This is a genomic window from Helicobacter pylori, from assembly GCF_003636935.1.
GTDB lineage: Bacteria > Campylobacterota > Campylobacteria > Campylobacterales > Helicobacteraceae > Helicobacter > Helicobacter pylori_CH.
In genome coordinates, this window is record NZ_MVVH01000002.1 from 46,324 (window position 1) to 64,577 (window position 18,254).

Annotated in this window: 19 protein-coding genes and 1 pseudogene; 6 read left to right on the forward strand and 14 right to left on the reverse strand. The window is 38.6% G+C overall.

Going from position 1 to position 18,254, the window contains the following annotated elements; all coding sequences use genetic code 11:
* Nucleotides 1–81: 81 nt before the first annotated feature.
* The gene (locus EAL87_RS01755) at nt 82–1,332 is read right to left on the reverse strand and encodes a hypothetical protein (protein ID WP_120912727.1); all 1,251 of its coding nucleotides are present in this window, start codon (nt 1,330–1,332) and stop codon (nt 82–84) included.
* A 167-nt stretch (nt 1,333–1,499) separates the two neighbouring features.
* On the opposite strand from EAL87_RS01755, the gene EAL87_RS01760 reads away from it, so the two are divergent.
* The 4 genes from EAL87_RS01760 to fur all read left to right on the forward strand — a co-directional run bounded on the left by EAL87_RS01760 (nt 1,500) and on the right by fur (nt 4,531).
* Nucleotides 1,500–2,366, forward strand: a complete 867-nt coding sequence (locus tag EAL87_RS01760) for a DnaJ C-terminal domain-containing protein (RefSeq protein ID WP_120912728.1) — start codon at nt 1,500–1,502, stop codon at nt 2,364–2,366.
* Between the two features lie 9 nt (nt 2,367–2,375).
* Entirely contained in the window at nt 2,376–2,747 is a 372-nt protein-coding gene (locus EAL87_RS01765; RefSeq protein ID WP_000332997.1) for a heat shock protein transcriptional repressor HspR, read from the forward strand.
* Nucleotides 2,744–3,919, forward strand: a complete 1,176-nt coding sequence (locus EAL87_RS01770; protein WP_120912729.1) for a replication-associated recombination protein A — start codon at nt 2,744–2,746, stop codon at nt 3,917–3,919. Before EAL87_RS01765 ends, EAL87_RS01770 begins: the two co-directional genes overlap by 4 nt.
* Nucleotides 3,920–4,078: 159 nt before the next feature.
* A complete protein-coding gene (fur, locus tag EAL87_RS01775; RefSeq protein ID WP_108320184.1) occupies nt 4,079–4,531 on the forward strand; it encodes a ferric iron uptake transcriptional regulator in 453 nt (150 codons plus the stop codon).
* 22 nt (nt 4,532–4,553) lie between these two features.
* On the opposite strand, the gene EAL87_RS01780 is transcribed toward fur, so the two are convergent.
* The 13 genes and pseudogenes from EAL87_RS01780 to rpsO all read right to left on the reverse strand — a co-directional run bounded on the left by EAL87_RS01780 (nt 4,554) and on the right by rpsO (nt 14,671).
* Complete coding sequence (locus EAL87_RS01780; RefSeq protein ID WP_120912730.1) at nt 4,554–5,057, reverse strand: DUF2147 domain-containing protein; 504 nt, start codon at nt 5,055–5,057, stop codon at nt 4,554–4,556.
* Nucleotides 5,054–5,590 carry a NanQ anomerase/TabA/YiaL family protein gene (locus tag EAL87_RS01785; protein ID WP_120912731.1) on the reverse strand — a complete coding sequence of 179 codons (537 nt, stop codon included), beginning with the start codon at nt 5,588–5,590 and terminating at the stop codon, nt 5,054–5,056. The genes EAL87_RS01780 and EAL87_RS01785 overlap by 4 nt, the downstream gene beginning before the upstream one ends.
* A 28-nt stretch (nt 5,591–5,618) precedes the next feature.
* Nucleotides 5,619–6,482, reverse strand: coding sequence for a flagellar motor switch protein FliY (gene fliY / locus EAL87_RS01790; protein ID WP_120912732.1), 864 nt, complete (start codon nt 6,480–6,482; stop codon nt 5,619–5,621).
* 3 nt (nt 6,483–6,485) lie between these two features.
* Nucleotides 6,486–7,550: a flagellar motor switch protein FliM gene (fliM, locus tag EAL87_RS01795; RefSeq protein ID WP_000763567.1), complete on the reverse strand. Its 1,065-nt coding sequence runs from the start codon at nt 7,548–7,550 to the stop codon at nt 6,486–6,488.
* On the reverse strand, nt 7,543–8,319 hold the full coding sequence (locus tag EAL87_RS01800; protein ID WP_120912733.1) for an RNA polymerase sigma factor FliA: 777 nt from the start codon (nt 8,317–8,319) through the stop codon (nt 7,543–7,545). The genes fliM and EAL87_RS01800 overlap by 8 nt, the downstream gene beginning before the upstream one ends.
* Complete coding sequence (locus EAL87_RS01805; RefSeq protein ID WP_120912734.1) at nt 8,297–8,611, reverse strand: hypothetical protein; 315 nt, start codon at nt 8,609–8,611, stop codon at nt 8,297–8,299. Before EAL87_RS01805 ends, EAL87_RS01800 begins: the two co-directional genes overlap by 23 nt.
* A gap of 4 nt (nt 8,612–8,615) precedes the next feature.
* Nucleotides 8,616–9,500, reverse strand: coding sequence for a flagellum site-determining protein YlxH (gene ylxH, locus EAL87_RS01810; protein WP_120912735.1), 885 nt, complete (start codon nt 9,498–9,500; stop codon nt 8,616–8,618).
* Nucleotides 9,497–10,873 (reverse strand): flagellar biosynthesis GTPase FlhF, encoded by a 1,377-nt coding sequence (gene flhF / locus EAL87_RS01815; RefSeq protein ID WP_162972524.1) that lies wholly within the window; start codon nt 10,871–10,873, stop codon nt 9,497–9,499. Before flhF ends, ylxH begins: the two co-directional genes overlap by 4 nt.
* The gene (folK, locus tag EAL87_RS01820; protein WP_162968241.1) at nt 10,870–11,358 is read right to left on the reverse strand and encodes a 2-amino-4-hydroxy-6-hydroxymethyldihydropteridine diphosphokinase; all 489 of its coding nucleotides are present in this window, start codon (nt 11,356–11,358) and stop codon (nt 10,870–10,872) included. The genes flhF and folK overlap by 4 nt, the downstream gene beginning before the upstream one ends.
* Nucleotides 11,358–12,431 carry an aminopeptidase gene (locus tag EAL87_RS01825; RefSeq protein ID WP_120912738.1) on the reverse strand — a complete coding sequence of 358 codons (1,074 nt, stop codon included), beginning with the start codon at nt 12,429–12,431 and terminating at the stop codon, nt 11,358–11,360. The genes folK and EAL87_RS01825 overlap by 1 nt, the downstream gene beginning before the upstream one ends.
* 13 nt (nt 12,432–12,444) lie before the next feature.
* Nucleotides 12,445–12,948 carry a type II 3-dehydroquinate dehydratase gene (aroQ, locus tag EAL87_RS01830; protein WP_000699284.1) on the reverse strand — a complete coding sequence of 168 codons (504 nt, stop codon included), beginning with the start codon at nt 12,946–12,948 and terminating at the stop codon, nt 12,445–12,447.
* Nucleotides 12,949–13,078: 130 nt separating this feature from the next.
* Nucleotides 13,079–14,369 (reverse strand): annotated as a pseudogene (locus EAL87_RS01835) (O-antigen ligase family protein).
* Between the two features lie 29 nt (nt 14,370–14,398).
* Nucleotides 14,399–14,671 (reverse strand): 30S ribosomal protein S15, encoded by a 273-nt coding sequence (rpsO, locus tag EAL87_RS01840; RefSeq protein WP_001207130.1) that lies wholly within the window; start codon nt 14,669–14,671, stop codon nt 14,399–14,401.
* Nucleotides 14,672–14,813: 142 nt separating this feature from the next.
* Between rpsO and flhA the strand changes: the two genes are divergently transcribed.
* Nucleotides 14,814–17,015 carry a flagellar biosynthesis protein FlhA gene (gene flhA, locus EAL87_RS01845; protein ID WP_120912740.1) on the forward strand — a complete coding sequence of 734 codons (2,202 nt, stop codon included), beginning with the start codon at nt 14,814–14,816 and terminating at the stop codon, nt 17,013–17,015.
* A 30-nt stretch (nt 17,016–17,045) separates the two neighbouring features.
* Nucleotides 17,046–18,089 (forward strand): 3',5'-cyclic-nucleotide phosphodiesterase, encoded by a 1,044-nt coding sequence (locus EAL87_RS01850; RefSeq protein ID WP_162972526.1) that lies wholly within the window; start codon nt 17,046–17,048, stop codon nt 18,087–18,089.
* The last annotated feature ends 165 nt before the right edge of the window (nt 18,090–18,254 follow it).

Genomic DNA, 18,254 nt, shown 5'->3' on the forward strand with positions numbered 1-18,254 from the left:
TTTAAAAAAGAAATTACCGCTTGCTTTATCGCTTACTTTATTGCAAACTCTTCACTATTGATTGTAAAAATGGTATTTTTTTTAAAATAAAAACTTCCCAAAAAAGACAAAAGAACTATTTCCAAGGCTTTTTCTTGTGGCTTTAGAATTATAAGCATACACATACCCCCCACCCATATCAAAAGACAAACTCCTATAAGTCCAAACCCTAAAACTGCTCATTAAAGAATATTCTTGGTAATCCCCAAAAGCCACCATTGCGTCTAAACGCACCCTTTTAGTCTTAAGCCCTAGAAAAACATAGCCTGAAACGCTAGAATTAGCAAAATAAATCGCTGGCACGCCGGGTGCGTTGATCCCACGGCCATAGAATTTGGTTCTGTCGTTAAAAGTCCATAGATAGCCCTTGTTGTTTCTTGCCGGAACGATATAAAAACCCGTTCCAAAATTAAAAATTTTGTATTTAAAAGTTTGATCGATCAAAAACAAGCCGGCATTTTTAGCGCTTGTAGCAATATCAGTGTTGCCGTATTGATACATGCCATGCACTAGAGTGTGCGAAGTGAAACCCTTAGCTAAAGAAGCGTCATACTCCAACTTACCACCCACTTGCACTAAAACGTTTTGAGTGGGCAAAGGCAAGCGGGTATCCGTTAAAATAAAAGGCACCACTTTAAGATTTTCATGCCTGTATTCTGCGCCTAAAACAAACACTTCCCCCCCTACATACAAGCGTTTAGACACAGGATCATAAGACGCTAGAGCGTTTAGGGAAGTAGCGATCCGATTCCCTTGCTCTTTATTGATTTGATGCCCATTATAAAGCATGCTATCCATAAAAATCCCAAAATAACGCATGGAATTTTGCTTAAAAGCCACAGAGACCCCTTGAATATTGCCCCCTATCCAATCAAAATCCACAAAATCGGTATTGAAACGCCCTAAAGCGATTTTAAAACGCTGGTTAGTGTATTGGAGATACGCATCAGAAACATCGCCAGCGCTCAAATAAGGTTTAACATTTTTAGAACTACCAAAAAAATTCCCCAGACTGATGTAAAGGTTAGCCAAACGCTGTTTGTTATAAATATTCCAAGCTCCAATCGCTCCAATGCCAAAGGACCACCCATTACTATAAGAAAAATCCACCCCAAGGCGCGCTAAAGCCCCTACATAGCTGTGAGGGTTTTTTTGCGCCCCTTGATTATACAATAGCCCCAGATAGCCAAAAGGTTTGACTGCGATCTCTAAAGCTTTCAAAGACAGACCATTTAAAAAAAAGATCCCTAACGCTAAATAATAATATCTTTTCTTATTTTTCTTATATTGCATTAAAAACTCATCGTGGATTTAAACTCAATATTTTAGTTAAAATTCCTTTTAATTGCACTGAAACGGGTTTAAAATCTCAATTACCACTAAACATTATCAATAAACTTGATTGACTAACACTAAAGATTTATGATAGTATTCTAATAAAACTATTTTAAAGGTGATTCATGAGTAAGAGTTTATACCAAACTTTAAATGTGAGCGAAAACGCCAGCCAAGATGAAATCAAAAAATCCTACCGCCGTTTAGCCCGACAATACCACCCGGATTTGAATAAAACCAAAGAAGCCGAAGAAAAATTCAAAGAAATCAACGCCGCTTATGAAATTTTGAGCGATGAAGAAAAACGCCGCCAATACGATCAGTTTGGCGATAACATGTTTGGGGGGCAGAATTTCAGCGATTTTGCAAAAAGCCGTGGTCCTAGTGAAGATTTAGACGATATTTTAAGCTCTATTTTTGGGAAAGGAGGCTTTTCGCAAAGATTTTCTCAAAACTCGCAAGGCTTTTCTGGCTTTAATTTTTCCAATTTCGCCCCTGAAAATTTAGACATGACCATCACTTTAAATGTCTCTGTTTTAGACACCCTTTTAGGCAATAAAAAACAAGTGAGCATCAATAATGAGACTTTTAGCCTTAAAATCCCTATCGGCGTGGAAGAGGGCGAAAAAATCAGGGTTCGCAACAAAGGGAAAACGGGGCAAATGGGTAGGGGCGATTTGCTCTTGCAGATCCATATTGAAGAAGATGAAATGTATAGGCGCGAGAAAGACGATATTATCCAAATCTTTGATTTGCCCTTAAAAACGGCTCTTTTTGGAGGGAAAATTGAAATCGCCACTTGGCATAAAACCTTAACCCTAACCATTCCCCCTAACACCAAAGCGATGCAAAAATTCCGCATCAAAGACAAAGGGATCAAAAACAGAAAAACTTCGCATGTGGGGGATTTGTATTTGCAAGCTCGTTTGATTTTGCCTAAAACGGAAACGCTTTCTAATGAGTTAAAAACGTTATTAGAAAAAGAATTGTAAGGAGGAATCGTGTGCGATTATGATGAACCGCTTTATTTGATAAGCGTTGTGGCTAAAATCTTAGGCGTGCACCCTCAAACCTTGCGCCAATACGAAAAAGAGGGTTTGATAGAGCCTAGCAGGACTGATGGGAAAATGCGCTTGTATTCCCAACGAGACATGGACAAAATCAAAACGATTTTACGCCTTACAAGGGATATGGGGGTTAATCTAGCGGGCGTGGATATTATCTTGCGTTTGAAAGAAAAGCTTGATGAATTAGACAATCTCAATAAAGAACTGCAAGACGCTCTGCAAAAACACTCTAAAAACAACAAAACCCCAACGAAAAATTTAAACACCCCTACGAATTTTTACGAATTGATTTTATTTAAAAAATGAGCCTGACTTCGCTTTTAAACCCCACAAGCCTAGAAGATTTTTTAGGCCAAGAGCATCTAATAGGGAAAGACACCCCCTTATTTAAAGCCTTACAATCCAAACACTTCCCCCATGCCTTTTTCTATGGCCCTCCTGGCGTGGGTAAAACAAGCCTGGCTCAAATCATCGTTCGCTCCCTAGAGCGCCCCATTCTTTCATTTAGTGCGACGGATTTCAAATTAGAGGATTTGCGCCTTAAGCTTAAAAATTACCAAAACACCCTTTTAAAGCCCGTTGTTTTTATTGATGAAACCCACAGATTGAATAAAACCCAACAAGAATTTTTACTCCCCATTATGGAAAAAGATCACGCTTTAATCTTAGGGGCTAGCACGCAAGATCCTAATTACAGCCTAAGCCATGCGATCCGCTCAAGAAGTTTTATTTTTGAATTAACCCCACTAAATAAGAGCGATTTAGACAAGCTTTGCGATAAGGCTTTAACATTGCTCAAAAAACAAATAGAGCCTGACGCTAAAACCTATCTTTTAAACAACAGCGCTGGCGATGCTAGAGCGTTATTAAACCTTTTAGATTTGAGCGCTAAAATAGAAGATCCTATCACTTTAAAAACACTCCAATCCTTACGACCCCATAGCCTAAATGACGGATCTTATAGCGATGATACGCATTATAATCTCACTAGCGCGTTAATCAAATCTTTAAGAGGGAGCGATGAAAACGCTTCCATCTATTATCTGGCGCGCTTGATTGCTGGCGGGGAAAACCCGGAATTTATCGCCAGAAGGCTGGTAATTTTTGCGAGCGAAGATATTGGTAACGCTAACCCGAACGCCCTTAATTTAGCCTCTTCTTGCTTGTTTTCAGTCAAACAAATCGGCTACCCTGAAGCGCGCATTATTTTAAGCCAATGCGTGATTTATCTGGCTTGTTCGCCCAAGTCTAACACGGCTTATAGAGCGATCGATCAGGCTTTGGATTGCGTTCAAAAGGGCTTACTCTACCCCATTCCTAAACACTTATTACCCAATTCTAAAGATTACCTTTACCCGCATGATTATAACGGCTATGTCAAACAAGATTATTTAGAAAAACCCCTCAATTTGGTTTCTTCTCAAGGTATAGGGTTTGAAAAAACCCTTTTAGAATGGCTTGATAAGATAAGAAATTGATCTTATAAGTTACATTAAAATGCGATAATGGTAATAAAAAATCAATATTTTTTGATTAAATTAAAATAATAATGAGTTTTATCTATGGTTCATCGCATTATTATTGTATAATAATACTTCAATTATGAAAATCATTTTACGGATAAGGAAAATATCAGCATGAAAAGATTAGAAACTTTGGAATCCATTTTAGAGCGCTTGAGAATGTCTATCAAAAAAAACGGACTCAAAAATTCAAAGCAACGAGAAGAAGTGGTGAGCGTTTTATATCGCAGCGGCACGCATTTAAGCCCTGAAGAAATCACGCATTCTATCCGCCAAAAGGACAAAAACACCAGCATTTCTTCAGTCTATCGCATTTTGAATTTCTTAGAAAAAGAAAATTTTATCTGTGTTTTAGAAACCTCAAAAAGCGGTCGGCGCTATGAAATTGCGGCTAAAGAACACCATGATCACATCATTTGTTTGCATTGCGGTAAGATCATTGAATTTGCAGACCCTGAAATTGAAAACCGCCAGAATGAAGTCGTTAAAAAATATCAAGCCAAGCTGATTAGCCATGACATGAAAATGTTTGTGTGGTGTAAAGAATGCCAAGAGAGTGAAAATTAAAAGAATTTAAAGAAGCTAAAACTTAGATAGGGTTGTCTTTAATGGTTTTAAGGACTTCGTTCAGGTTAAAACGCTTGAGTTTTAGATTTTTGATTTCTTCATCGCTCAAGCGTTTCCAAGTGAAAGTCTTGCCGACATACCCCCATCTATCATAGCTTGAAGTGAATTCTAAATCCCCGTTTGAATTTTGAGTGACTCTCACATAGTAGGTCTTGCCGTCATAAAAATTATACGCTTTACCGCCTTTATAAGATCGTTTTCCAACCTTAATCAAATCGCTTAAAAACACCACGCCTTTATCGCTGCGATTCCTTAGCTTTGGGTTAGGATTAAGCTTGTCTTTTTTGGCTTTAGAGCCATCCACATCAGAAATACCATAAGCATAAAATTTCCCATTATGCTCAAAAAACTCCACAAAAGAGCTTTTCATGTATAAAAATTCCTGAGTTTGATAAATTCCAGGCAACTCTACAGCCCTTAAAAAATAACAAAAAACTAATGTTACAACAAGACTCACCAATTTCATAATTTTAATTTGATCAATCCTTTAGGCGCTTTAACGACCGCTTTAAAAATCGGCTCTTCCCTGTATTTTTCAAAAGACTCTCCATAAAACCTCAACGCATGCACATCGTTTTCAAAAAAAATAGCCAGCATGCCCGCATCCAAACGCAAAAAAGAAGCCTCTTTGACCGGCTCATAAACGATCAAATCTCTTTTTTCATTATAAGGGGTTTTAATGACAGCTTTTTTTGTATCCACCACCTTAGCCCCCTCAACGCCTTTGACAATCAGCTGGAAATCCACATATTGTTGGTGGCTTTCAAAAAAGCCTTTCTCGCTTTCTTTGGCATGCTCTAAACAATAACTCTGCTCTATGCTAAAGATGCCATGCCCTAAAGGCACTTGAAATTCTGTATTAGAAGCGAGGTTTAAAACCCTTTGATTCGATTTACTACCCTTTTGCATGATCTCTTTTAAATACTCATGCAAAATTTCTAATTCTTGCGTTTTTTTAAACAAATGCCCAAGCGAGCTTAATTCCCCAAAAATGGCCATATCCCTTTCCTTTTTATGATAAAATGGTTTAATTTTTCAGTTGTTCTAATCGTTCCTTTTTAGTGCCAATATCCGTGATCTGAATGCCAAAATTCCCGTCCACGATCACCACTTCGCCCTTAGCGATCACCTTGTCATCTACAAGAATTTCTAAAGGATCATTCACCAATTGATCCAACTCCACCACGCTCCCTATATCCATAGAAACCACATCTTTTAAAATCATCTTTTTTTGCCCGATGCGCACCTTAACGTTCAATTTCACGTCTAAAAGCATGCTGATATTGCGGATTTCTACGTTTTCTAAAGACGCATCATGGGTTTTAACCTCTTCAACAACGCCCTCTGTCGTTTCTTCTTTTTCTTCTTTATGCGTTTTTTCAAATTGGCGTTCAAAAGCCGCCGTAGTCAATAAAATGATTTGGCTTTCTTTAATGGCTTCCATTTTAAAAGAAAACACTACCGCTTTAGTATAATCTTCTTTTTTAGGAAGCTCTTTAGCGATTTCAGCGTTTGTGGTGGTGAAATTGAGTTTGGGGAGCAATTCTTGAGACTTCAAGCTTGTAGCGATCGCGCCAAAAATATTAGAAGCCATTTCTTTAAAAGCGTCTAAATCGTCATTATCCATTTCTTCCTTACTCGCCCCCTCACCTCCTAGCATCAAATCGCTTAAAGCGGTAACCAAACCTACTGGAGCCAGTAATTCAATAGGGCTTTCTTCTTTATCAATCGTGCTTATCATGACTCTTGCATAAGGCACGCTGATTAATTTCAAAAAAGATTCTTCACCATTAGAAACTTCTTTTTCTAATCCCACGCTCGGGGCCTTACCCACTAACCCTTCTAAAGTAGAAACAACCTCTTGAATAAAAATCTTAATAAAATCTTGCATTTCTCACTCTTCTTCTATCTTCATAATATCGCCCACTTTGCCTCTGCGCTGTTCTTCTAACATTTCTAAAATTTCTTTAGTGCGTTCTTTTTCGCTATAGATCACTTCTTTAATTTGAATGGTTTTCCTATACCCTTGAAACCCCACGCTCGCTAAATAACGCTTTTTTTTATGCACATAAACGCTCACTTCATCATTAGCGATTTTATTCAAGCGAATAGTATCCCCCACATCTAAATCCAACATTTCTTTCAAACTCAATTCCACCGCACCCAAAAACACGATCATATCTACGCTCACCCCGCTCAATAGCGCTTGCAATTCCTTATTACGGCTCTTTTTAGAGTTAGTCTCTGAAAGCATCAAATCCCTACTCCCCATTTTAGAAAGAATGCTCTCAATGGAAATCACCGGGTAACAAATATTCATCATCCCACGGCTATGCCCGATAATAATCTCTAAAACCACCATGATAGAAATTTCATTTTGAGCGACGATTTGGACCACATTCGCGCTGGACTCTTTAGCGTCAATGGTAGGATACATCTCCACCACGGGCGACCACACTTCTTTTAAAATTTGCATCACCTGGCGTAAAATCGTATCCAATAAATTCAATTCAATATCGCTAAACTCCCTGTTTTGATCATACGCGCTCCCCTTGCCCCCTAATAGTCTGTCAATCATAGGGAAAGCGATGCTAGGATTAATTTCTAAAACCCCTGTTCCTCCCATAGGCTTCATGGAAAAGACATTAAAACTTGTAGGACTAGGTAAACTCATCAAAAATTCGCCATAAGTCATTTGATCCACGCTGTGGAGCTGGATCTCTACAATAGAACGCATGATAGAAGAAATTTGACTGGAAAGATTCCTAGCCATTTTATCATGGATACTCCTAAAAGAACGCAATTGCTCCTTACTCACACGATTAGGGCGTTTGAAATCATAGAGGGTTACGCTGCGCTGCGGGATAATATCCTTTTTTTGGACATTTTGAATATCCACATTTTCATCAACGACTTCTAAAAGCGCATCAATTTCTTCTTGGCTTAAAATATCAGCCATGATCCACTCCTAAGGATTTACGCACCTTTTTAATCACTTCTTTAATGATTTGAGAAATGCGCGATTCAGTAATGCCTAAAATCTCTTTGATCTCGCTCAAATTCAACTCTTCAAAGTAATAAAGCTGGATAAGGATTTGCTCTCGTTCGCTCATTTGATTCAGTGCTTTTTGGACATGCTCTAACAACTCTTCTGCTTCAATCTTTTTAGTGATTTCATCTTGCTCAATCGCATTGAATTGCTCATCTATTGGCACTAACGCATAAATATCTGAGGCCGTTTTGGCTTCTCTAATTTTTTCAATATTTTCGCCTAAAGTTTGCGCTAAATACGCATCGCTAGGCTCTTTCCCATGCTCATTAAGGTGTTTGGTAATTTCAATATCAATGCTTTTAATCAGCTTCCTGCTAGAGCGAGAAATCACATCTAAAGAACGCAAATAATCTAACATCGCCCCATTGACACGAGTTTTAGCATACCCCCAAAAAGAATCGTTTAACGCGCTCTCATAACGCCTGGCTAATTTAATCAATTCTTCAGTGCCAATAGAAACTAGATCGTTAAAATCAATAGAGCTGGGCAAGCGCTCTTTTAAACGAAACGCCATAGCGCGCACGGCCGGTAGATACTGGATAGCGAGCGCGTCTTGATGGTGGTGTTGTTGCTTATCATAGGCGTTCAAAACCTTTTCTATATTTTTTTCGTTTATTTCGTTTGGTTCAGTTTTTTGAATTTCTTGGGGCATTCTATTTTCCATCGTCAAAGTCATAATTTCTAATGTATTCTAAAATACTAGCCACTTCTTTTTCTCTGTTCTTAAACTCATGATTGAAACGAAGCAAGCTCTCTTCAGTGCCTTTTTTGTCAAAAAGACAAATGTCTAAATCCGTGCAAGCGATAAAAATAGACGCAAACAACAACGCGATCAAGTATCCCCCAAGCGTGGATAACACCGTCCATAATAAAATGCTCTCTGGCTCATTGAATTTCAACACCGAAAACACTAACCCTAAAAAAAACCCTACCACAACAGAAAAATGGATAAAATTTTGAACTCTCATCAGCCTACCCCAAATATGTCAAAAGCCTTTTAAAAAAGCTTTTCAAACCTTCCTTTGGTATTTCTAAAGCGCCGGTTTCTAATTTAGAGACCAAAAGACCCGCTATCTGATCAATGGATTGCGAAAACAAATCATTAGGGGCTATTTTTCTTAAAATCTTTCGCTCTCTCACATAGCGTTTCAATAAGGAGCTGTTTTCAATCGCTCCTAAGTAATGCAATTCTAATGAAGCGATATTGTTTTTAGCCACTTTAAACAGCCTTTCATAAGTCGCCCTGCCTTCTTTGGGTTGGGCTACCATGTTAGCGATAAGAAACAATTCATCTTTATTCTTGGAGTTGATTTTAATGCATGCATACGCATCGGTAATCGCTGAAGGATCGGGTGTGGTAACAATCACCACGCAATCGCTCGCATTCAAAAACGCTTGTGTAGTGGCTCCAATCCCAGCTCCCGTATCAATCACAATATAATCTAAAGAGCTTAAAACCCCCTCTTCATCCACGAATTGATCTAAAGCTTCTGCGCCGCTAATATATTTTAAAATTTCTTCACCGCTATCCCCAGGAATTAAGCAAAGCCCGGGTTCAATCTCGCAAATGATTTCTTGCAATTTGGCTTCGCCTTTTAAGGCATGCAAGATATTTTTATGGGTTTTCACCCCAAAAATCACATCTAAATTCGCTAAACCAATATCCGCATCAAACACCCCTACCTTATAACCTTTCTTATATAAAGAGTAAGCTAAATTAGCGCTAATATTGGATTTCCCCACGCCTCCCTTACCGCTTGTGATAGCGATGAATTTGGTATTCCCCTTATTATCAAAAAAACTTTTAGGGCTTTTAAGATTCATCAAATTATCCAAGCGGCTCGCTTGATTGTTCATGCTTGTTCCTTATTAGGGTTACTAAAGCCATCTAGCATGCAATCCACTAAATACTCATTAGTAGCCACTTTCAAATCCATAGGCACTTCCTGGCCGACAGAAAGATAGCTGATAGGCTTTTGGCTTTCATGCACTAAAGAAAACAAATTCCCTAGCCCCCTACTCTCATCTAATTTCGTAAAGATTAAAGTGTCAATCCCTAACACTCCAAAAGAATCATAAATATCTTTCATGTCTTCGTATTTAGTGGTAACGGAAAGCACTAAGGACACATCAATATTATAACCCCCATCTATAAATTCCTTCAAACCGGCAATTTTTTCTTTATCGTATTGCGAATGCCCTGTCGTATCCACTAAAATAAAATCGCAGTATTCCAAAGCTTCAATTTCTTTCGCAAAATCCTTAGCGTCAATCACCGCTTCTATACTCATTTTCATTTTATTAGCATACCAACTCAATTGCTCTAAAGCCCCAATACGATAATTGTCTAAAGTGATAATGCCCACCTTGTATTTTTTCGCTAGCATTCTAGAATAGCGCGCGGCCAATTTAGCCAGAGTCGTCGTTTTCCCCACGCCTGTTGGCCCTACAAGCATTAAAATGCGTTTTTGCCTTAAATTCAAATCTTCAGGGCGGCACAAAATCATTTTACGCAACACTTCTCTAAAATAGCGCTTGATCGTTACGGAATTTTCCCGCATGCGTAAAGGCATCAATTCCAGGCTCAATTGCATGATTTCATCTAAATGGCTGGATTTCATCCCGCTTTGTTTGGCTAGTTTGTAAATTTCGGCAAATTCTTGAGGGATATTGATAGAATTGGGGTTTTTCTCATCCCAAAACATGTTTTGAATGAGTTTTAAGCTGTCTCTGATTTTACTTAATTGCAGATTAATATCTTTAATCTCTTCTTCTTGTTTAACCTCTCTTTTTTCTCTTTCTTTTTTATGGTTGGCTTCATCTTTTAAGGCTTGCAATAAAGCGTCCTGCTTATTAGCCTCTAAAGGCGTATCCTCTAACGGAGCGTCTTTTTCTAAAAGGGTCTTATTTTTTGAAAAACTATAGTTGTGCTGATTAGATGAAACCCCGGCGAGTTTGCGCATTTCTTCTACAGTGCTTGAAAGCTGCATGACCACGTCTTCTTCATTCAATTCTTCATCATACAAGCTTTCTGGAATAAGGGGGGCTTTAGGGGGTTTGTTTTCGTTTTCTTCTTCAACCGCCACAACGATTTCATAAAGCCCAGAAGAAGTGAGCGTTTTTTTACGGATTTCTTGGGTTTTAAACACCAGCGTATCCACCCCATGGTGGCTTTGAGCGATCTTTAAAGCTTCAGCAGCTGTCTCCCCACTATAGGTATAGAATTTCACCACTCCCCTTTTTTAAAAAGAATTTGTTGTAAAGTTAAAGGCACTAACACCGAATCCCTTTCACTCCATTTAGGATGAGGTAAAGTCAAATCATTCTGTCTTAAAATGACTTGGTTGAAAGCGATAATATCAATATCCAAAGTTCTTGGAGCGTCTTTAAAATCGCGCTTCCTTTGGCGCCCAAAACGCCTTTCTATATAAAAAACCAAAGCAAAAAAATGGCGCAAACTTAAAGATGTTTTAAGGATAATCGTAGCGTTATAAAAGTTAGGTTGATTAGTGTAACCAAAAGGCGGATTGATATAAATGGGCGAAGAAAAAATTTTCCCGATTTTACTATGATTTTTAAAATATAAAAAACAATTTTTTAATATTTTTAAAGGATTTTTAAGATTAGATCCTAGTCCTAAAACCACCCTGTTAGAAAAATCAAGCCTTTTTTTAAAAAGGCTGGGGAAAAAGCGGCTAGTAAGGATCTCTCGCATCACAAAAGCTCAGCCCTAGAATTTTTAATCACCACTAAATCTTCAATGCGCACCCCAAAAAATCCAGGGATATAAATCCCAGGCTCTACAGAAAACACCATGCCCTCTTCTAAAATGGTTCCACTGCACGATGAAATATAAGGAAGCTCATGGATGTCTAAGCCAATGCCATGCCCGGTGCTGTGAGTGAAATACTGCCCATAACCATAATCGCTAATCACTCCCCTAGCCAAGCTGTCTGCTTCTTTACCGGTCATGCCCGCTCTAATGCCTGAAATAGCCTTTTCTTGCGCTTCTTTCACAATGTCATAAATCTTTTGACGCTCTTTATCCTTGAAACTCTGCTCTCTTTTGAAGACAAAATCTTTAGGGTCAAAAAAAGCCGTGCGAGTCCTATCAGAGCAATAGCGTTCGTATTTGATCCCCATATCCAAAAGAATGCTATGCTCCGCTTTTAAAAAATCCTTCGCGCTAGGCAAAGCATGGGGTTTGCTCGCGTTCGCATTCAAGGCTAAAATAGGCTCAAAACTCAGATCATAAACCCCCTCTTTAGTCAAAAAGTCCTTAACCTTATGCTGCAAATACCGCTCGCTCAAGGACTCTTTTTCATCAAAAATTTTTTTCACATACTCGGCAAAATTTTCAAAAGCTTCAACATTCAACGCTTGAGATTTTTTGAGGAGTTGGATCTCATGATCGTTTTTAATGATGCGTTTTTGGCGGTGGTAACTAGGCACACTCTCTAAAATAACCTTATTCCCAACTGCTGAATCCAAACGCTTGTAGGTTTGCAAATTCACTTGATTGGGGTCAAAAAAGAGCTTTTTAACCGAACTCTTTGCGATCAAATCAATCGCGCTTTGGACTAAATCGCTAGATTCTATTACTTCCGCTAAAACGCCATTTTTAGGCTGAATGCTTTCTTTAGCTTCTTGAGTGTAGCGAGAATCAGTGATAAAAAACGAGCGATCGTCTAATTGTAAAAACAAAGCGTTATCGCAACTATAAGCGCACTCAAAAAACATTGCGTTTTCATCAAGCGTGAAATGGGAGTCTCTTTCTAATCCTCTCATCAGTAGCCCCCTTTTATTTTTGATTGTTAATGGGGTTATTAGGGTTGTTTTTTTGGGCTTCTTGGAACGCTTTCATTTCGGCTAAAATATTGACCATCGCCATTAAAGCCATGTTGTAGCCAAGCGGGCCAAATCCCATGATGACGCCTCCACAAGCTGCTCCAGTGTAAGAATTTTTCCTGAATTCCTCTCTGGCTTGAATGTTAGTGAGATGCACTTCAATAACGGGTTTGCCCGCTAGCATGATCGCATCTGCAATCGCAATAGAAGTGTGCGAAAACGCTCCAGGGTTAATGATAATCCCTTCATAATCGCTGCCCACGCTCTCTTGGATTTTATCAATGATTTCACCCTCAAAATTGGTTTGAAAAAACTCTAATTCCACATCTAAATTGCCTTGCTTCACGAAAGTTTGCATGATTTCATGGATTTGGTCTAAGGTTACCATGCCATAAAGTCTTGGGTCTCTGTGTCCTAACATGTTTAAATTAGGCCCTTGAATCACTAAAATTTTCATTAATTTATTTCTCCTTGTTGAATATGGAATGAAACCGCATTATAGCATAAGTTTTTATCTTACCCCTTAAATCCCCCTAAGAGCGCATTGTCAAGAAACTGCCGCTTGACTAGCGTTAAATTTTTTGATGCTAAAAAGCGCTTTTATCCTTTTTTTAAAAAAACAGCCATCATGACCATTCCTACAAAAAAACTTCCCGTAATGAAGAAATCAAAGGGGTCAAACCCGATGCCAAAAATGAGGTAAAAAGTGAATGCTGTTAATATAAAGAATGATATTAAAGAGTTTTGCTTTATCCCGCTCCAAAAAATCTTTACAATAACTAATAAAAAAAAGAGCCAGATTAAAAAGCCTATGATCCCCCTAGTGGCTAGAACATGAATGATTTGATTGTCATACCTTTCATAACAAAGAATTAAATCTTTTGCCCTATAAGACTTTGATAAGGATAAAATCTCTTCTAACCTCTGGCATTTCTCGCTAGCGGCCATACCAAAAAAGGGCCTTAAACGCAAAACCGTTAGGGCTTCTTTCCAGCGCTCCAAACGCCACCCGATACTGCTATCAGCGTCCTTTTTAGCGTAGCGTTTCAGATCTTCTTCAAAGGTTTGATTTTGAACCCTAGATTGCTCTATTGCCCCCCTTTTTTCTAAAGCGTTACTCCCCATATACAAAGCACTCAAAATAAGACTCACAACCACCATATAACCCAATGGTTTGAGCGATTTTTTGGCGTATAAAATAAAGCAAGAAAGGATTAAAAAAGTAGCTATAAAAGCGATTGTCGCGCTCCTTGTGGCGCTTAAAATAACGACTAAAAACCCCACAAAAACAGAAAGGGTGAAAAAAAGTTTCTCTTTTTGATTTTGCGAATAGAGCGCATAAATATAACAGCCTAAAATGGACACGCTCACTAAAACCACATACTCCTTAACCGTGCTAAACCCTTGCGCTCTGGGCATGTTAAAATAGATTTTTTGCACCAATGAAAGCAAGCCGTTGATGAAATTCGCAACAGCCATGCTGTAAAAAAGGATTTTTTGGTTTAATTTGATTCTTAAACGGCTCGCAAAAAGCAAGCATAACGCCCCGCAAGCGTAAGTTAAGGACATGTTTAGAGCGAATAAATTGTAGCGGAAGGTTTGGCTATCATACATGTTAAACATGTTAGGGAAGATGCTTAAAAACACGCCCAAAAAAGCCAGAGTGAGCCATTTAAAGGGCATGGTTTTTAAATGATTAATCGTGAAAGTTTCTTTCAAAGACGCTTGGAAATAACACCTAAGAAACAAAAAAACCATTAAAACAATCAACAAGACTTGAGTTAAAGGTTTTTTAAACGAAGTGAGAAAAAAAAGGGCAAAAATGAAAGTGAAGACAGAGTCCGCACTGAAAAAGGCTTTCAAACGCTCTTTCAACACAAACTCGCCATACCCTAAAACCGATAAAACTATCTGTCTTTAATGCCTAACTTTTCAATCAAAACCACATAACGCGCATGGTTGGTGCGTTTGATGTATTTCAACAAGTTGCGTCTTTGAGCGACTAATTTCAAAAGTCCTAAACGACTGGAATGATCTTTGGGGTTAGCCTTTAAATGCTCGGTTAAAAGCCTGATCCTTTCATTCAACAACGCCACTTGCACTTCACAAGAACCCGTATCGTTTTCCTTAGTGGCAAACGCCTTAATGATTTCTTGTTTTTTCTCCAGATTCAAAGCCATAACGACCTCCTAATTGGTAATTTAATAAAGATCGCATTATAGCGTAAAATAAGCTTTTTTGTGTCATACTCTTAAACTTTATATTATAATAAACCTAAGAAGACAAACACACCTACCAAAATTAAGGCATTGATTTTAGATTATGGCAAACGAACGCTCCAAATTAGCTTTTAAAAAGACCTTCCCTGTCTTTAAACGCTTCTTGCAATCCAAAGACTTAGCCCTTGTGGTCTTTGTGATAGCGATTTTAGCGATCATTATCGTGCCGTTACCGCCTTTTGTGTTGGATTTTTTACTCACGATTTCTATTGCGCTGTCGGTGTTGATTATTTTAATCGGGCTTTATATTGACAAGCCTACTGATTTTAGCGCTTTCCCCACTTTATTGCTCATTGTAACCTTGTACCGCTTGGCTTTAAATGTCGCCACCACTAGAATGATTTTAACCCAAGGCTATAAAGGGCCCAGTGCGGTGAGCGATATTATCACAGCGTTTGGGGAATTTAGCGTGAGCGGGAATTATGTGATTGGGGCTATTATCTTTAGTATTTTAGTGCTGGTGAATCTATTAGTGGTTACTAATGGCTCTACTAGGGTTACTGAAGTGAGGGCGCGATTTGCCCTAGACGCTATGCCAGGAAAGCAAATGGCGATTGATGCGGACTTGAATTCAGGTCTGATTGATGATAAGGAAGCTAAAAAACGCCGCACCGCTCTAAGCCAAGAAGCGGATTTTTATGGTGCGATGGATGGTGCGTCTAAATTCGTCAAAGGCGATGCGATCGCTTCTATTATTATCACGCTTATCAATATCATTGGAGGTTTTTTAGTGGGCGTGTTTCAAAGGGATATGAGCCTAAGCTTTAGCGCTAGCACTTTCACTATCCTAACTATTGGCGATGGGCTTGTAGGGCAAATCCCTGCTTTAATCATTGCGACAGCGACCGGTATTGTCGCCACTCGCACCACGCAAAATGAAGAAGAAGATTTTGCTTCTAAACTCATCACACAGCTCACCAATAAAAGCAAAACTTTAGTGATTGTGGGGGCGATTCTATTGCTTTTTGCAACCATTCCTGGACTCCCTACCTTTTCTTTAGCGTTTGTAGGGACTCTCTTTTTATTCATCGCATGGCTGATTAGCAGAGAGGGAAAAGACGGATTACTCACTAAATTAGAAAATTATTTGAGTCAAAAATTCGGCTTGGATTTGAGCGAAAAACCCCACAGCTCCAAAATCAAACCCCACACCCCAACCACAAGGGCTAAAACCCAAGAAGAACTTAAAAGAGAAGAAGAACAGGCGATTGATGAAGTGCTAAAAATTGAATTTTTAGAATTGGCTTTAGGCTATCAGCTCATTAGTTTAGCGGACATGAAACAAGGGGGCGATCTGTTAGAAAGGATTAGGGGTATTAGAAAAAAGATAGCGAGCGATTATGGTTTTTTGATGCCTCAAATTAGGATCAGGGATAATTTACAGCTCCCCCCAACGCATTATGAAATCAAGCTTAAGGGCATTGTGATTGGTGAAGGCATGGTGATGCCAGATAAGTTTTTAGCCATGAATACCGGTTTTGTGAATAAAGAAATTGAAGGCATTCCCACTAAAGAGCCGGCTTTTGGAATGGACGCTTTATGGATTGAAACCAAGAATAAAGAAGAAGCCATTATTCAAGGCTATACCATTATTGATCCAAGCACCGTTATCGCGACGCACACCAGCGAATTAGTGAAAAAATACGCTGAAGATTTTATCACTAAAGATGAAGTGAAATCCCTTTTAGAGCGCTTGGCTAAAGACTATCCTACGATTGTAGAAGAGAGTAAAAAAGTCCCCACCGGTGCGATCCGCTCAGTCTTGCAAGCCTTATTGCATGAAAAAATCCCTATTAAAGACATGCTCACTATTTTAGAAACGATTACTGATATTGCCCCATTGGTTCAAAACGATGTGAATATCTTAACCGAACAAGTGAGGGCAAGGCTTTCTAGGGTGATCACTAACGCTTTTAAATCTGAAGACGGGCGTTTGAAATTTTTAACCTTTTCTACCGATAGCGAACAATTTTTGCTGAATAAATTGCGAGAAAATGGCGCTTCTAAAAGCCTGTTACTCAATGTGGGCGAATTGCAAAAACTCATTGAAGTGGTCTCTGAAGAGGCTATGAAAGTCTTGCAAAAAGGGATCGCTCCGGTGATTTTGATCGTAGAGCCTAATTTAAGAAAAGCCCTTTCCATTCAAATGGAGCAGGCCAGAATTGATGTGGTCGTGCTAAGCCATGCGGAATTAGACCCCAATTCTAATTTTGAAGCCTTAGGCACGATCCATATTAACTTTTAATGGATAAATAATTGATAAAAAAGGAGAATGATGCAAGTTTACCACCTTTCACACATTGATTTAGACGGCTATGCATGCCAGCTTGTTTCAAAACATTTTTTTAAGAATGTCCAATGCTATAACGCCAACTATGGGCGTGAAGTCTCATCGAGAATTTATGAAATTCTAAACGCGATCGCTCAATCTAAAGAAAGTAAATTCCTTATTTTGATCAGCGATTTGAATCTGAATTTGAATGAAGCGCAGTATTTGCAAGATAAAATCCAAGAACACCGCTTGCAAAATAAAAACATTCAAATCCAACTCTTGGATCACCATATCAGCGGTAAGGAAGTGGCTGAGAGTTTCCATTGGTATTTTTTAGACATTAACCGCTGCGCGACTAAAATCGTGTATGAGTTTTTGAAAAAGCATTACGCTCTTTTAGAGCCAAAAAACACAACATGGCTAGAGCCTTTGGTGGAAATGGTCAATTCTGTGGATATTTGGGACACGCAAGGTTATGGCTTTGAATTAGGCAAAGTGTGCATGCGCATGATTAACCAAAGCTCTGAATTGAACCGTTTCATGTTTGACGAAGAGAACCGCAACTATAAATTAAAGCTTTTAGAAGAAGTTAAAAACTATTTGTTTTTAGAAAATGCCCCTGTAGCCTATGATAATGATTTGTTCAAGCTTAAGAAAATCGCTTTAGGGGGCGACCCTGATACAGAAACGATGGACAATATTTCTTCAAACGCGCAAACGCATTTGCTCTCTTTAAAAAAGCATGATTGCAGCGTTTATTACCAGGATAAAAAAGGGTTTTTAAGTTATTCTATGGGGGGCATTAGCGTGTTGGCTAACCTTTTTTTAACGCAAAATCCGGATTTTGATTTTTATATGGATGTGAACGCTAAAGGGAATGTGAGCTTAAGAGCGAATGGGAATTGCGATGTGTGCGAACTCAGTCAAATGTGTTTTAATGGGGGCGGGCATAGGAATGCGAGCGGAGGCAAGATTGATGGCTTTAGAGAAAGTTTTAACTACAGAGACATTAAAGAACAAGTAGAAGAAATTTTCAATAACGCTTAAAACACTCAAACTTTCAAAGTTTAAGGTTGACCCCATTTTTTTAAAAAGCGTGGGTAATAAAAACTCTTTAATTTTTAAAAAATGGGGTTTTGGTTACTCTATTTTTAAAACTCATTTTCTCTTAAAATCCCCCTACTCTCAAAGATCGCTTTTTTAAGAAGTTAT